Below are 14792 nucleotides of genomic sequence, written 5' to 3'. Positions count from 1 at the left end.
GGGCCGTTGCCGGCACTGTCCCGGGGCTCAGCCGCCGCCGGACGGCCGTTCAGGAAGCGGGCAGCGCGGGCGGGCCACCGGGCACGGGTGGCCCGGCCGGTCCACCGGGCAGCGTCCGCCGCTGCCGGCGCAGGTCGGTGCGGAGTTCGTCGGCCAGCGCCCGGGTCGCCCGCCGGTTCAGGAAGCTCGCCACCGCCGCGCCGGTGAGGAAGGGCCCGAGCGTGGTCAGGTTACGACCGAACCGCTTGAGCAGGGTGTCCCGCAGCTCGTGCCGGGCGGCGGTGCCGAGCACCGCGCCGACCCCCACGCCCGGCATCATCGGGTTGACGCCGCGCCGGTTGGCCCACGCCTGCACCAGGGCGACCGTACGCTCCGTGCCGCCGCTGGGCAGCGGCGCGCCGTAGATCTCGTGCAGCTCGCCGGTCAGCTTCAGCTCGATCGTCACCACGGTGACCGTCTCGGCGGCCAGCAGCACCGGCGCGGACAACAGGCTCGGGGTGACCGTCCACTGCACGGCGGAGGCGCCGCCACCGGCCGCGCCGATCCCCGCGGTCGCCCGGGACGCGTTGCGGACCAGCCGGTCGGCCAACTGCTCGTCGTCCAGGCCCGGGAAGTGCCGGCGCAGGGTCGCCAGGTCCCGGATCGGTACGTGCGGGGCGACCTCGGCGACGGTGTCGACCATCCACCGCACGGCCGCCTTGGGCTTGAAGAGATCACCGATGCCCCGGTTCCGGGCCTGCTGCACCAGACGCCCGAGCAACTTCCGACGCGCCGCCGGCTCGACGTCGTCGGCGGTCAACGCCACCACCGTCGCGCCCAGCTCGTCCGTGTCCTGCCCGTGCGTGCCCTGCTCGTCCGCGTCCCGCCTGTTCGCGTTCGGCTCGCTCATGCCGCCACTCCGCTGCCCTCCGTGCCGCCACGCGACACCGCGGCCCGGAATCGATGACTCGACCACTGCCGCGCGCCCATGCCTGACCTCCCCCGGCTGACGGCCACCGCGTGGCGCGTCACCTCACGAGTGAATCAGGTCTCGGGCACCACCGCTCGCCGAGCCGGGTAGCGGCGGCTCCGTCCCGGAGCCGCCGCTGTTCTGGTGGTGTCGGGCCGTCGGTCAGACACACTCACGGCAGATCAGCTCGCCGTTGCGCTCGACTGCCAGCTGGCTGCGGTGGTGCACCAGGAAGCACCGGGCACAGCGGAACTCGTCCTGCTGCATCGGCAGCACCTTGACCGTGAGCTCCTCGTCGGCCAGGTCGGCGCCGGGCAGCTCGAAGCTCTCCGCCACCTCCGCCTCGTCGACGTCCACGGCACCCGACTGTGAGTCGACGCGCCGGGCCTTGAGCTCTTCGAGGCTGTCCTCGCCGAGGTCGACCTCGTCGCGGCGCGGGGCGTCGTAGTCGGTGGCCATCGGTTTCACTCTCCCATTTCGATGTTGTCGCTTCCGGTTGTAACGCCGGACGACGCTGTTTCGGTTCCGCTGGCAGGCCACCGCAAGTGTCGGCCACCCGACCCGACGACTGTGTGGGCCAGACCGCCAGAGGATCTCCCCGACGAGCGCGGAACCTACCCCCCCTTGGGCGAGGCATGTATACCGCCCTCGTGGCTGAGATGTACGCCCCTGCACGGGAAGTTGTTCCCAATGTGACTCAGGCGACACGAAGATAGGGGTAGTAGTACCCGGTTCCAGGGTGGCGCGCCGGTATGTCGGACTGTTTCCACGCGACGGTCGGACAACCGTTAACCTCAGCGGCGTACCCGGCGGCCGGCGGGACGGGCCCCCCACGCCGACGGCCGCTGCCACCCATCCATCGCCCGGGAGCGCCCTGATGAGCTTTGCGCGAGTGCGAGCACTCGTTGTCGTCGGCATGCTGGCGGTGGTCGCCCTGGTCTTCGTGGTCGTCGCACTCGTCAAGGACACCCAGGGTAACGCGGGCTCCGCCCAGGGTTGCCCGGAGGACTGGCCCCGCGCCGACGTGACGTTGCGCGAGCGCAAGGACGTCAAGATCAAAGTGCTGAACGCCACCGACCGCCCCGGGTTGGCCGCCAGCGTGGGCGACGAGTTCCGCAACCGCGACTTCCAGGTCCAGAAGGAAGCGAGCCAGAAGAAGCAGGTCGACGACGTGGCGGTGCTGCGGTACGGCCCGAAGGGCGTCGGCTCCGCCCACCTGCTGCGGGCGTACTTCCTCAACAACGCCGAGTACGAGTACGACGCCAAGCGCGAGGACGACGTGGTCGACGTGGTCCTCGGCAACGGCTTCCGGCAACTGGCGACCACCACCGAGGTGAACCAGTCCCTCGGTGACCTCGGTTCGCCGGTGGCCCCGCCGGGCACCTGCCCGATGCCGATCGAGGACTGACCGACGGATCGACCCGACCGGGTGGACCGGACGAGCCGGGCGGGCCGATCTGATCGGCCGAGCGTCCCGACTACGGGTCACCCGGCCGGACGATCAGGGGCCGCCGGAGGCGTCCAGCGCGGCCAGCCGGTCGTGCAGCGGCACGAACAGCTCCGGCGGCGCCGCGATGACCATGTCCGGCCCGGGGTCCTGCCCGTCGATCCCGCCGATCCGCAGGCCGGCCTCGGTGGCCACCAGTCCGCCGGCGGCCCGGTCCCAGTCCGCCAGGCCCTTCTCGTAGAACGCGTCGGCGCGCCCCTCGGCGACCAGGCAGAGGTCGACGGCGGCGGCGCCGAGCCGACGGATGTCCCGGACGTGCGCGATCAACTCGGTCACCACCCGGGCCTGGTGGACCCGACGGGCCGAGTCGTAGCCGAAACCGGTGATCACCAGCGCCTGCCCGAGGTCGGTCTCGGCGGAGCCGCGCAACCGCCGGCCGTCCCGCCAGGCACCGCCGCCGCTCGTCGCGGTCCACTCCTCGCCGGTCTGGATGTTGCGCACCACACCGGCCACGACCTCGCCGTTCACCTCGGCGGCGATCGACACCGCGCAGTGCGCCAGCCCGTACAGGTAGTTGACCGTGCCGTCGATCGGATCCACGATCCACCGCACCGGCGCCGGTGCCGCCGTACCGCGCTCCGCCGCGCCGTACTCCTCGCCCAGCACCGCGTCGTCCGGACGCCGCCGACGCAACGCGTCGATGATCTGGCGCTCCACCGCGCGGTCGGCGGCGGTCACCACGTCGGTGGCGGTGCTCTTGGTGGCCGCCACGGAGACGCCCTCGACCCTCATCCGGTATGCGGTGGCCGCCGCCTCCCGCGCCACCTCGATCGCGGTCTCCAACAACTGCCCTGGCTGCGGCGTCGAGCGGTCCATCGTCCGTCCCCTTCCCGCACGGGCGGGTTTCCGAGTCCTGCGCGGGTATCATCCTTACAAAGTCCAGATGTGCACCGAATCGGCGGTCTCGACCGCCGGTCAGCCGTGCGGCGCAGGATGATCGCCGCAGACGGCGTTACAATTCACCCCTGCCCACCGCCACGGGCGACCGGACGACCGGTCGGCCGGGGACACGGGGGTTCCTCAACCACATCGCCCGGCGTGGTGCCCCACGCTGCGCCGGACGATCCCGGCCGTGCTCGCTCTTCGCCTCCGGAAGGTCATTCGTGACAGAACCCCGCCAGACCGGCGCCGACGTTCGCTCGCTCACCGACACCCTGATCGCCCACGCGCAGAGCGCCGGCGGCCAGCTCACGTCGGCCCAGCTCGCGCGCACCGTCGAGTCCGCCGAGGTGACTCCGGCCCAGGCCAAGAAGATCCTGCGGGCGCTCTCCGAGGCCGGGGTGACCGTGGTGGTCGACGGTTCGGCCAGCACCCGCCGCCGGGTCGCCGCCGCCCGCTCCGCGACTCCCGCCTCCCGGGCCACCACCGCCAAGACCACCAAGAAGGCGGCTCCGCCCGCCCCGAAGCAGGCGGCCGCCGCCGACGAGGCGCCGGCGCCGGCACCCCGCAAGGCGACCGCGCGCAAGGCCACCGGCACCACCGCCGACGTGGCCAAGGCCGTCGCGCCGGCCAAGAAGTCCACCCGGGCCACCAAGGCGACGGTGGCCGCCGCGACCGGCGCCAAGCCGGCCAAGGCCGCCGGCAAGGGCGAGGGTGCCGAGGGTGAGGTCGACCCCGAGGAACTCGCCGCCGAGATCGAGGACGTGGTGGTCGAGGAGCCGGCCGAGCTGACCCGGGCCGCCGAGGCCGACGCGGCGAGTTCGGCCACCGACAACGACTTCGAGTGGGACGACGAGGAGTCCGAGGCGCTCAAGCAGGCGCGCCGGGACGCCGAGCTGACGGCGTCGGCCGACTCCGTCCGGGCGTACCTCAAGCAGATCGGCAAGGTGCCGCTGCTCAACGCCGAGCAGGAGGTGGAGCTGGCCAAGCGGATCGAGGCCGGGCTCTACGCCGCCGAGCGACTGCGCGCCGCCGACGAGGGCGAGGAGAAGCTGGTCCGCGACATGCAGCGCGACCTGCTCTGGATCTCCCGCGACGGCGAGCGCGCCAAGAACCACCTGCTGGAGGCGAACCTCCGCCTGGTCGTCTCGCTCGCCAAGCGGTACACGGGCCGTGGCATGGCCTTCCTCGACCTCATCCAGGAAGGCAACCTCGGCCTCATCCGCGCCGTCGAGAAATTCGACTACACCAAGGGCTACAAGTTCTCCACCTACGCCACCTGGTGGATCCGCCAGGCCATCACCCGCGCCATGGCCGACCAGGCCCGCACCATCCGCATCCCGGTACACATGGTCGAAGTGATCAACAAGTTGGGCCGGATCCAGCGCGAGCTGCTCCAGGACCTGGGCCGTGAGCCCACTCCGGAGGAGCTGGCGAAGGAGATGGACATCACACCGGAGAAGGTGCTGGAGATCCAGCAGTACGCCCGGGAGCCGATCTCGCTCGACCAGACCATCGGCGACGAGGGCGACAGCCAGCTCGGTGACTTCATCGAGGACTCGGAGGCGGTCGTCGCGGTCGACGCGGTGTCCTTCTCGCTGCTCCAGGACCAGCTCCAGCAGGTGCTCCAGACGCTGTCCGAGCGGGAGGCGGGCGTCGTCCGCCTGCGCTTCGGCCTGACCGACGGCCAGCCGCGCACGCTGGACGAGATCGGGCAAGTCTACGGGGTGACCCGGGAGCGGATCCGGCAGATCGAGTCCAAGACGATGTCCAAGTTGCGGCACCCGTCGCGTTCCCAGGTACTCCGGGATTATCTCGACTGATCAGCACACGTCAACCGATCGTGTCGTTTTGATCACCAGGCGTCAACGCCGGATGGTGATCAGGTGGTTGCACGAATGTGATCGTTGACGTGGCACCCTGGGTGCACGGCACACTATCCGTGCCAGGTGTGACCTCGGTCCCCCGCGGGCACACAGGGAAGGCGAGGCCCTGCAAGGGTGTTGCACGATAGGTGACCAGACCGAAGAGAGTGTTCATCGGTGACGACCAGAGGAGGAAGGCGATGACCCCGACCCTCACGCCGCCGCCCGAGACGGTGAGCCCCCCGGCCGCCGATGAACGGTGCGACCGCTGCAATGCCGCCGGCAAGCTCCGGATCACCCTCTCGGGTGGCAGTGAGCTGGTGTTCTGTGGACACCACGCCAACAAGTACGCGGAAGATCTCGTGAAGATCACCGTACGGTTCGCGACGGATCCTGAGTTCACGTGGCGCGGCGCCGACCTGATGGCCAACTAGAACCCACGAGACACAGAGCCGGCCGGAGGCCCCCACAAGGGCCTCCGGCCGGCTCCGTCTCCCCGCCCCGCCCTCTCCCCGCCCCGCCCTCCCTCTCCCCGCCCCGCCCTACCCGGGTGATCAAGAGATTTGGGCCACGATCGCCGGCTCATCCCGACGCAAACCTCTTGATCACCCGGGTCAGGCGGGGTGGGTGGGTGGGGTGGGTGGGATTAGAGGGTCTGGACGGTCGCGATGCGTTCTTCGAGCTGTTCGATGGTGGCCTGGGCGCTGGGCGGGCCACCGCAGAGGCGGCGGAGCTCGGCGTGGATCTTGCCGTGCGGCTGGCCGGTGCGGTGGTGCTGGGCGGCCACCAGGGCGTTGAGCTGACGACGTAGCGCGACCCGGCGCTGTGCGGCGTTCATCGGTGCCGGCGCGGGCGGGGCGGAGGGCTCGGCGGGCCGCTCGGTCGCGCGCCGCTTCCGGGCCGCCAGTTGCTCGGACTGCCGCTTGGACAGCAGCTCCGCCACCTGTGCCGAGGTCAGCAGCCCGGGCAGGCCCAGGTACTCCTCCTCCTCGGGCGTACCGGCCTGGGCGGCGGTGCCGAACGAGGCGCCGTCGAAGATCACCTGGTCGAGTTCGGCGGTGGCGGAGAGGGCGGCGAACCGCTTCTCCAGTTCGCCGCTGGCCTGGTCGTCGCGCTGGGCCCGCTCCAGCAGGTCGTCGTCGAAACCCTCGCGGTCCTTCGGCTTGCCGAGCACGTGGTCCCGCTCGGCCTCCATCTCGCTGGCCAGCCCGAGCAGGTGCGGGACGCTGGGCAGGAACACCGAGGCGGTCTCACCCGGGCGACGGGCCCGGACGAACCGCCCGATGGCCTGCGCGAAGTAGAGCGGCGTGCTCGCACTGGTGGCGTAGACGCCGACGGCCAGCCGGGGGATGTCGACCCCCTCGGAGACCATCCGCACCGCGACCAACCACCGCTGCTCGGACGCCGCGAACGTCGCGATCCGGGCCGAAGCGCCCACGTCGTCGGAGAGGACGACAGCCGCCTTCTCGCCGGTGACCTGCTCGATGAGTTTGGCGTACGAGCGGGCGGACTGCTGGTCGGTGGCGATCACCAGACCGGCCGCGTCGGGCATGCCCGCCTCGCGCAGCACGGTCAGCCGGGCGTCGGCGGCCCGCAGCACCTGCGGCATCCAGTCCCCGGCCGGATCCAGGGCGGTACGCCAGGCCTGGGCGATGAGATCCTGGGTCATCGGCTCGCCCAGCCGGGCCGACAGCTCCTCCCCGGCGTTGGTGCGCCACCGGGTCTCCCCGGAGTACGCCAGGAACAGCACCGGCCGCACCACGCCGTCGCGCAGGGCGTCGCTGTAGCCGTACACCGAGTCGGCCCGGGACCGCAGCAGCCCGTCCCCACCCCGCTCGTAGTCGACGAACGGGATCGGGTTGTCGTCGGAGCGGAACGGCGTACCGGTCAGCATCAGCCGGCGTACGGCCGGTTCGAAGGCGGCCTTCACCCCGTCGCCCCAGGTGCGGGAGTCGCCGGCGTGGTGGATCTCGTCGAGGATGACCAGGGTGCGCCGGGTCATGGTGCGCCGCCGGTGCACGTGCGGGGCCATGCCGACCTGCGCGTAGGTGATCACCGCACCGTGGAAGTCCGTCGACGAGTGCAGGTCGGCGTTACGGAACGCGGCGTCGAGCTGGATGCCGATCCGGGCCGCCGCGTCCGCCCACTGGGTCTTCAGGTGCTCGGTCGGCGCCACCACGGTCACCGCCTCGACGGTGCCGTCCGCGAGCAGCTCGGCGGCGATCCGCAGGGCGAAGGTGGTCTTCCCGGCACCCGGGGTGGCGACTGCGGTGAAGTCCTCGCTGCGTCGGCGCAGGTACTCCACCATCGCCTTGCGTTGCCAGGCCCGTAGGGGCGGGAACGTCTCGAGCGCCGGCGTCCGGGGTGCCACGGCTCGCTCCTCTCCGACCGCAGTGTCCCGACCGCAGGCCGGCGGACCCGGGTCGGGGGCGCGGTAGTCGCCCCACGAAAACGCCTCCGCGCAGAAGAAGCCGCGAAGGCCGACTCAGCATAACCAGGACCGGCGACCGGCCCCACGCGACGCCACACCGGACGTCCGGTGCCCTTCGCCACTGCCCGGCCGCAACGACCAGAGCGCCAGGTCACCGTGCCGCGTCGGCCTCCGCACCACGTCGTCTCGGCCACCGCGCCGCGTCCGCGACATGACGCCGCGTCCACCGGGTGGTGACGGCCGCAGCGGCGGCGGTCGCCGTCACTCCGGCGGCGGGCCGGACGCCCCGGCGCGGGGCGGGCGCAGCGTCGCCACCGGCGCCGACCACCGGCGCCGCAGCGCCACCAGGCGTACGCCGAAGACCAGCGCCGCCGCGGCGGTGAGCGGGACCGGGCCGGTGCGGTCGAGGCCGTACAGGACCGCGACCACGATCGAGCCGACCAGTGCCGCGAGCGCGTAGATCTCCCGCCGTAGCACCACCGGGATCTCGGCGGTGAGCAGGTCACGGACCAGCCCACCGCCGATCGCGGTGAGCATGCCGATCAGGCAGGCACCGACGGGCGGGACCTGGGCTTCGAGGGCTTTGAGGGTGCCGACGACGGTGAACAGGCCCAGCCCGGCCGCGTCCAGCACCAGGACGGTGGTCCGCAGCCGGGCGAACTGCGGGTGCAGCCAGAAGATCGCCCCGGCGGTCAGCGCGGCGGTGGTCGCGTATCGCCAGTCGCCGAAGGCCAACGGCGGCGCCTCGTTGATGACCAGGTCACGGAAGATCCCACCGCCGAGGGCGGCGACGAAACCGACGAAGACCACGCCGAACAGATCGAGGCGCTTGGCGACCGCCGCGGAGGCTCCCGAGGCGGCGAAGACCGCGACCCCGGCCAGGTCGGCCAGGAGCAGGGCGGTGGAGGTGGTCACCGCCGCAGGTTACGCGGGCGTACGGGCGGTCGGCCCGGGGTCACTCGCGGTACGAGTCGTAGATCTCTTTGCACTTGGGGCAGACCGGTGAACCCTTTTTGGGGGTCTTTGTCACCGGGAAGGTCTCTCCGCACAGCGCCACGACGAAGGTGCCCATGACGGCACTCTCGGCGATCTTTTCCTTCCGGACGTAGTGGAACATCTCCGGGCCGGTGTCGGCGTCCTTCAGCTCCGGACGCTCGAGGACCTCTGTGCTCACGTCTGCACCTCCGACCGACAAGTCTGGCAGGTCACTGTGGCCCCGGTCCACCTGAGGTGACCGGGGTGGCGGCAGTACGGTGGGCGACTGTGACCGACTTTCACCTTCGCCACGGCGTCGAGGTGGCCCAGGCGCTGCGCGAGCGGCGTCCTGTGGTCGCCCTGGAGAGCACCATCGTCTCGCACGGCCTGCCCCGGCCGGACAACCTGCGGGTGGCCCGGGAGATCGAACAGGCCGTCCGGGACGCGGGCGCCGTCCCGGCCACCATCGGGATGGTCTCCGGCGAACTCGTGGTGGGCCTCGACGACGACGAGCTGACCCGGCTGGCCACCGCCGAGGACGTGACCAAACTCTCCGTACGCGATCTCGCGGTGGCCGCCGCGACCGGCGCGGACGGCGCCACCACCGTGGCCGCGACCAGCGCGGTGGCGGCCCGGGCCGGGATCGGCGTGTTCGCCACCGGCGGCCTGGGCGGGGTGCACCGCGAGGCTGCGCAGACCTTCGACGAGTCCGCCGACCTGGTCACCCTCGCCCGGACGCCGATCACGGTGGTCTGTGCCGGGGTCAAGTCGATCCTCGACGTGGGCGCGACGCTGGAGCGTCTGGAGACCCTCGGGGTGGCCGTGGTCGGCTACCGCACCCGTCGGTTCCCGGGCTTCTTCATCACCGACAGCGGCTTCGACCTGGACTGGTCGGTCGACTCGCCGGAGCTGATCGCCGACGCGCTGGCCGCCCGCGAGGCGCACGGCGTGCACCACGGCGGTCTGGTCGTCGCCAACCCGCTGCCGGTCGACGAGCAGCTCGACCCGGACCTGCACGACCGGACGCTCGCCGAGGGGCTGGCCCGACTGGAGCGCGACGGGGTGAGCGGCAAGGCGGTCACCCCGTACCTGCTCTCCCACTTCCACTCCGCCACGGAGGGCGCCAGCCTGGCGGTCAACGTCCGGATCATCCTGCGCAACGCCGATCTCGCCGCCCGGATCGCGGTGGCCGCCACCACCCGGCGCGACAGCGCCACGGCGTGAGCGGATCCGGCGTACGGACCGGCACCGGAACGCGCCGCGTCAGCCCCGCCGGCCGGGTGCTGGTCGTCGGTGACGTGATCACCGACGTGGTGGCGGTGCTGACCACCCCGCTGGCCCGGGGCACGGACACGCCCGCGTCGATCCGGTTCACCGGTGGCGGGCAGGCCGCGAACACCGCCGCCTGGCTGACCACGCAGCACGTACCGGTGACGCTGGTCGGTGCCGTCGGCGACGACGCCGCGGGACGGGACCGGATCGCGGAGCTGGCCGCCGTCGGCGTCGACTGCGCGGTGCGGACGGTGCCCGGAATCGGCACCGGCACGGTGATCGTGCTGGCCGGTGAGGACGAACGCACCATGGTCACCGAGCGCGGGGCGAACGTGCGGCTGCGCCCCGAGCAGGTCGACGCGGCCCTGGCCGAGGCGCCGGAGGCGAGCCACCTGCACCTGTCCGGGTACACCCTGCTGGACCCGGAGTCCCGCCCGGCGGGCCGGCACGCGCTGGCCGCCGCCCGCGAGCGCGGCCTCACCACCAGCGTGGACGCGGCCTCCGCGGCACCGCTGCGGGCCGTCGGCCCGGCGGCCTTCCTGTCCTGGGTACGCGGGGTCGACCTGCTGCTGGTGAACACCGACGAGGCGACGGTGCTGGCCGGCGGACTGGATCCGGCGGCCCAGGGGCGGGCGCTGGCCGCCACCGCCCGACGGGTGGTGGTCAAGCGCGGTGGCGCGGGTGCCACCTGGGTGGAACGGACCGGCACGCTCGTCACCTCACCGGCCCGCCGGGTGGCGGTGGTGGACGTGACGGGAGCGGGTGACGCCTTCGCGGCCGGGCTGCTCGCCGCCTGGCTGACCGGGGCGACCCCGGAGGCCGCCCTGAACCGGGCCACCGACCTCGGCGCGGCGGCGGTCTCCCAGGTGGGTGCCCGGCCGGTCGGCTGAACCGCTCACGACGACAGTCCCGCCCGGGTCGGGCCACACCGACCGGCCTCCCCGGGTGGGACCGTGCCCCGCGTCAGGGCTCGGCGTCGATGACCTTGTGCGGCCGTTCCTCGGCGGTCAGGCTCATCGGCGGGGCCTCCTGCTGCTGCCGCCGTGCCGACCGGCCGATCAGCCGGTGCTGTTCCTTCGGCGGCCGGTCGTTGGCCAGCAGCACCGCGAGCCACGGGACGACGATCATGCCCAGCGCCACCAGAGGCAGCCAGAGCCAGAGCAGGGGCGCCCGCGTGCCGACCAGGATCGCGCCGACGATCACGCACGCCACCCGGACGCCCATCATCGCCACGTACCGCCGCTGCCGGGTGGTGAGCTGGTCGTTCTGGCTGCGCGAGGCGTCGGTGATGAGGATCGGCCGGTACGCCTGATGCTTCACCGTGTACCTCCTCGGGGTCGCCTCCATCCTGTCACCTCGACCGGGCCCGCGACGACGTTCGTCGTGCCGCTACCCCGCCGACCCAGCCCGGCACATCCCCCGCCGGACCGCTCAGCCTCCGGCGGTCTTCGCCTTCGCCGCCGCCTTCTGCTGCTGCTTGTACTCCCGGACCAGGCGCAACGACTCGCCGTCGGTGACGTCGGCCACGGACCGGTGGACCTCCGGCTCGCCGTAGCCGCCGGCCGCCTCCCGCCAGCCCGCCGGCCGTACGCCGAACCGCTTGCCGAGCAGGGCGAGGAAGATCTGCCCCTTCTGCCGGCCGAACCCGGGCAGGGCGGTGATCCGCGCGAGCAGGTCGGCACCGTCGGCCGGGTCGGCCCAGAGCCGGGCGGCGTCGCCGTCGTACCGGTCGACCAGCGCTCGACAGACCTCCTGCACCCGGGCCGCCATCGCCTTCGGGAACCGGTGCAGGGCCGGCGGCTGGGCGAAGAGGGCCACCAGCGCCTCCGGGTCGTACTCGGCGAGTTCCCGGGCGTCCAGGTCGTGACCGAGCCGCTGGGTCAGCACGTACGGCGAGGTGAACGCCTTCTCCATCGAGACTTGTTGATCAAGAACCATTCCTGTCAGCAACGCCAGCGGACTCTGCATGAGCAGCCGGTTCGCCTCCGGATCGATGGGCAGCGCGAGTGTCATGCCCTCATCCTGCCCGTCGCGGCCCCCGCCCTGGCCTCCGGCACGTGATCTCACCCTCAGCTCGATTCCGCGATTAGGTTAGGCTGTGCTAACTTCGGCGCCTCGGTCGCCCCGGGCCGCAGAGGAAAGGGTTCATCGTGCTTCTCACCCGCCGTACCACCGGCGCGTTGCTCGCCGCCAGCCTGCTCACCGTCGGGCTGGCCGCCTGCGGATCAGGTGAGGAGGACGCGGCAGCAGACTCGGGCCAGTCGACCGACAAGTCGATCACCGTCTACAGCGGCCGCAACGAGCAGCTCGTCAAGCCGCTGCTGGACAAGTTCACCGAGCAGACCGGCATCACCGTCAACGCCCGGTACGCGAACACCGCGCAGCTCGCCGCCCAGCTCGTCGAGGAGGGCGACCGGTCCCCCGCCGACGTGTTCTTCGCGCAGGACGCGGGCGCCCTCGGCACCGTGGCGAAGCAGGGCATGTTCACCACGCTCGCCGAGGAGACCACGGCGAAGGTGCCGGCGTCCTACCGTGCCGGCAACGGCCAGTGGGTCGGCGTGAGCGCCCGGGCCCGGGTGCTGGCGTACAACGCCGACCTGGTGAAGGCCGAGGAGCTGCCCGCCTCGGTGTTCGACCTGACCGGCCCGGCCTGGAAGGGCAAGATCGGCGTCGCCCCGACCAACGCCTCGTTCCAGGCGTTCGTCACCGCCATCCGGGTGCAGCACGACGACGCCAAGGCCGAGCAGTTCCTCAGCGGTCTGAAGGCCAACGACCCGCAGATCCGCGACGGCAACGGCAAGATCCTCGAAGACGTCGGCGCCGGCACCATCCCGGTCGGCCTGGTCAACCACTACTACCTCGGCGAGATCGCCAAGGAGCAGGGCACCACGCCGGACGCGCTCAAGGTCAAGCTGCACTTCTTCTCCGGCGGTGACACCGGAGCCCTGGTGAACGTCGCGGGTGTGGGTGTGCTCAAGCGGGCCGCCGAGAACGCCGACGTGCAGAAGTTCGTCGACTTCCTGCTCGGCACCGAGGCCCAGACGTTCTTCGCCGAGCAGACCTACGAGTACCCGGTGATCGACGGGGTGCCCTCCCCGGCGTACGTGCCGGCCCTGTCCGAGCTGGCGGTGCCGCAGATCGACCTGAACGACCTGGACACGCTCGACGCCACCGTCACCATGATCAAGAACTCGGGCCTGGTGCCCTGACCGCACCTCCCTCCGTCGCAGGGCCGTCCCGATCCGGGTCGGCCCTGTCCGGCGTACCCGGCGGGATGCGGCGGCTGGCCCCACGGCCGGCGTTGCTCGCGGCCTCGACCGCCGCGGTGGCCGTCGCCCTGATCCCGCTGGCCTACCTCGGGGTACGCACCGCCGAGGCGGGCTGGGACGCGGTCGTCGCCGAGTTGTGGACCGACCGCGTCGCGCTGCTCGCCCTGCGCAGTCTCGGACTGGCCGCCGTGGTCACCACGGCCTGCGTCCTGCTCGGCGTGGGTACCGCGTTCCTGGTCACCCGCACCGACCTGCCCGGCCGCCGGGCCTTCGCCGTGCTGGCGGCGCTGCCGCTGGCCGTGCCCACCTACATCGCCGCCTTCGCCTGGGTCTCCGCGCTGCCCCGGTGGGAGGGGTTCTGGCCGGCGGCGCTGGTGCTCACCCTCTGCTCCTACCCGTACGTGCTGCTGCCGGTCGCGGCGGCGTTGCGCGGCGCGGACCCGGCGCAGGAGGAGGTGTCCCGCTCGCTCGGGCGCAGCGGGTGGCAGACCTTCACCGCGGTGACGCTGCGGCAGATCCGCCCGGCCACCGCCGCCGGTGCGCTGCTGGTCGCCCTCTATGTGCTCTCCGACTTCGGCGCGGTCTCCATCCTGCGCGCCGACACCTTCACCCGGGCCATCTTCGTCGCCTTCGACCTCGGCTTCGACCGCACCGGGGCGCTGGTGCTCTCCAGCGTGCTGGTGGTGCTCACGGTGGTGCTGCTCACCGGCGAGACCGCCACCCGCCGTCGCGGTGCCCGGTACGCGCGGCTCGGCGGCACCCGACGTCCCGCACCCCGGCTGGCGCTCGGGGCGGCCCGCTGGCCGGTCATCGCCGTGCTGGCCGGCGTCGCCGCGCTGGCGCTCGGGGTGCCGGCGGTCAGCCTCGGTCGGCGGCTCGCCGCCGGGGTGTCCCGCCCGGGTGCCCTGCCCGAGGTGCTCACCGCCGCCGGGAACTCGCTGACCGTCTCGCTGGCCGGCGCCGCCCTCACCATGCTGCTGGCGCTTCCGCTGGGGCTGCTCGTCGCCCGGGCGCCGGGTCCGCTGACCACCGCACTGGACCGGCTGGCGTACCTGGCCCACGCCCTGCCCGGCGTGGTGATCGGGCTCTCGCTGATCTTCTTCGGGATCAACGTGGCGTACCCGCTCTATCAGACCCGGTGGCTGCTCGCCCTGGCGTACGCGACGCTGTTCCTGCCGTTGGCGGTCGGCGCGGTAGCCGGCGCGGCCGCCCAGTCCCCCGCCGGACTGGAGGAGGTGGCCCGGTCGCTCGGCCGTGGCCCCTGGACCGTGCTGCGCACGGTGACCCTGCCGCTCACCCTGCCGGGCATCGGCGCCGGGGCCGCGCTGGTCTTCCTCACCGGCATGAAGGAACTCCCGGCCACCCTGCTGCTGCGACCCACCGGCACGGACACCCTGGCCACCGAGCTGTGGACGAGTACGGCCGTCGGCGCCTACGCGGCAGCGGCCCCCTACGCCGCGCTGCTGGTGCTGATCTCGGCGGTACCCACCTGGCTGCTGGTCGCCCGCAGCGGCCTGCTCGACCGGGAGCGCAACGCATGAGACACGTAACGGAGTGGAGGGGTGGCATGAGTGAGCACAGCGAACGAATCAGCAGCTCAGCAGGCCATGTCGCCACGCAACGAAGTGGAGGGGCGGCATGAGTG

At 72.4% G+C, this 14792-nt stretch carries 15 protein-coding genes; 7 read left to right on the top strand and 8 right to left on the bottom strand.

Annotation, left to right across the window (positions count from 1 at the left end; translation table 11 throughout):
* Positions 1–49 precede the first annotated feature (49 nt).
* Complete coding sequence (locus tag ABZ738_RS10305; RefSeq protein ID WP_236145961.1) at positions 50–889, bottom strand: hypothetical protein; 840 nt, start codon at positions 887–889, stop codon at positions 50–52.
* Between the two features lie 222 nt (positions 890–1111).
* Positions 1112–1408: a DUF4193 domain-containing protein gene (locus tag ABZ738_RS10300; protein WP_007075406.1), complete on the bottom strand. Its 297-nt coding sequence runs from the start codon at positions 1406–1408 to the stop codon at positions 1112–1114.
* A gap of 433 nt (positions 1409–1841) precedes the next feature.
* On the opposite strand from ABZ738_RS10300, the gene ABZ738_RS10295 reads away from it, so the two are divergent.
* Positions 1842–2357 (top strand): LytR C-terminal domain-containing protein, encoded by a 516-nt coding sequence (locus ABZ738_RS10295; RefSeq protein WP_201272485.1) that lies wholly within the window; start codon positions 1842–1844, stop codon positions 2355–2357.
* 93 nt (positions 2358–2450) lie between these two features.
* Here ABZ738_RS10295 and ABZ738_RS10290 read toward each other — a convergent pair whose 3' ends face one another.
* The gene (locus ABZ738_RS10290) at positions 2451–3272 is read right to left on the bottom strand and encodes an inositol monophosphatase family protein (RefSeq protein ID WP_357212311.1); all 822 of its coding nucleotides are present in this window, start codon (positions 3270–3272) and stop codon (positions 2451–2453) included.
* A gap of 287 nt (positions 3273–3559) precedes the next feature.
* Here ABZ738_RS10290 and ABZ738_RS10285 point away from each other — a divergent pair, with 287 nt between their 5' ends.
* On the top strand, positions 3560–5158 hold the full coding sequence (locus tag ABZ738_RS10285) for an RNA polymerase sigma factor (protein WP_176093060.1): 1599 nt from the start codon (positions 3560–3562) through the stop codon (positions 5156–5158).
* 242 nt (positions 5159–5400) lie between these two features.
* On the top strand, positions 5401–5634 hold the full coding sequence (locus ABZ738_RS10280; protein WP_117226588.1) for a hypothetical protein: 234 nt from the start codon (positions 5401–5403) through the stop codon (positions 5632–5634).
* Between the two features lie 212 nt (positions 5635–5846).
* Here ABZ738_RS10280 and ABZ738_RS10275 read toward each other — a convergent pair whose 3' ends face one another.
* From ABZ738_RS10275 to ABZ738_RS10265, 3 genes are all read right to left on the bottom strand, one after another.
* Positions 5847–7571, bottom strand: coding sequence for a DEAD/DEAH box helicase (locus ABZ738_RS10275; protein WP_357212308.1), 1725 nt, complete (start codon positions 7569–7571; stop codon positions 5847–5849).
* A gap of 321 nt (positions 7572–7892) precedes the next feature.
* A complete protein-coding gene (locus tag ABZ738_RS10270; RefSeq protein WP_357212306.1) occupies positions 7893–8546 on the bottom strand; it encodes a trimeric intracellular cation channel family protein in 654 nt (217 codons plus the stop codon).
* Positions 8547–8586: 40 nt separating this feature from the next.
* The gene (locus ABZ738_RS10265; protein WP_131057695.1) at positions 8587–8805 is read right to left on the bottom strand and encodes a DUF3039 domain-containing protein; all 219 of its coding nucleotides are present in this window, start codon (positions 8803–8805) and stop codon (positions 8587–8589) included.
* Between the two features lie 89 nt (positions 8806–8894).
* Between ABZ738_RS10265 and ABZ738_RS10260 the strand changes: the two genes are divergently transcribed.
* Positions 8895–9830: a pseudouridine-5'-phosphate glycosidase gene (locus ABZ738_RS10260; RefSeq protein ID WP_357212303.1), complete on the top strand. Its 936-nt coding sequence runs from the start codon at positions 8895–8897 to the stop codon at positions 9828–9830.
* A complete protein-coding gene (locus ABZ738_RS10255) occupies positions 9827–10768 on the top strand; it encodes a sugar kinase (protein WP_357212301.1) in 942 nt (313 codons plus the stop codon). Before ABZ738_RS10260 ends, ABZ738_RS10255 begins: the two co-directional genes overlap by 4 nt.
* Positions 10769–10841: 73 nt before the next feature.
* Here the strand turns inward: ABZ738_RS10255 and ABZ738_RS10250 are convergent, their stop codons facing one another.
* Entirely contained in the window at positions 10842–11198 is a 357-nt protein-coding gene (locus ABZ738_RS10250) for a DUF3099 domain-containing protein (RefSeq protein WP_131057093.1), read from the bottom strand.
* A gap of 111 nt (positions 11199–11309) precedes the next feature.
* Complete coding sequence (locus tag ABZ738_RS10245) at positions 11310–11891, bottom strand: HhH-GPD-type base excision DNA repair protein (RefSeq protein WP_357212298.1); 582 nt, start codon at positions 11889–11891, stop codon at positions 11310–11312.
* A 137-nt stretch (positions 11892–12028) separates the two neighbouring features.
* On the opposite strand from ABZ738_RS10245, the gene ABZ738_RS10240 reads away from it, so the two are divergent.
* Positions 12029–13087, top strand: a complete 1059-nt coding sequence (locus ABZ738_RS10240) for an iron ABC transporter substrate-binding protein (RefSeq protein ID WP_357212296.1) — start codon at positions 12029–12031, stop codon at positions 13085–13087.
* Positions 13088–13152: 65 nt separating this feature from the next.
* The gene (locus ABZ738_RS10235) at positions 13153–14688 is read left to right on the top strand and encodes an iron ABC transporter permease (protein WP_176093056.1); all 1536 of its coding nucleotides are present in this window, start codon (positions 13153–13155) and stop codon (positions 14686–14688) included.
* Positions 14689–14792: the final 104 nt, after the last annotated feature.

The sequence above is a fragment of the Micromonospora sp. NPDC047793 genome, assembly GCF_040642635.1.
In the GTDB taxonomy this organism is placed as follows: domain Bacteria; phylum Actinomycetota; class Actinomycetes; order Mycobacteriales; family Micromonosporaceae; genus Micromonospora.
Note: the sequence above shows the minus strand (reverse complement) of the source record. Positions and strands in the feature narration are given on the sequence as shown.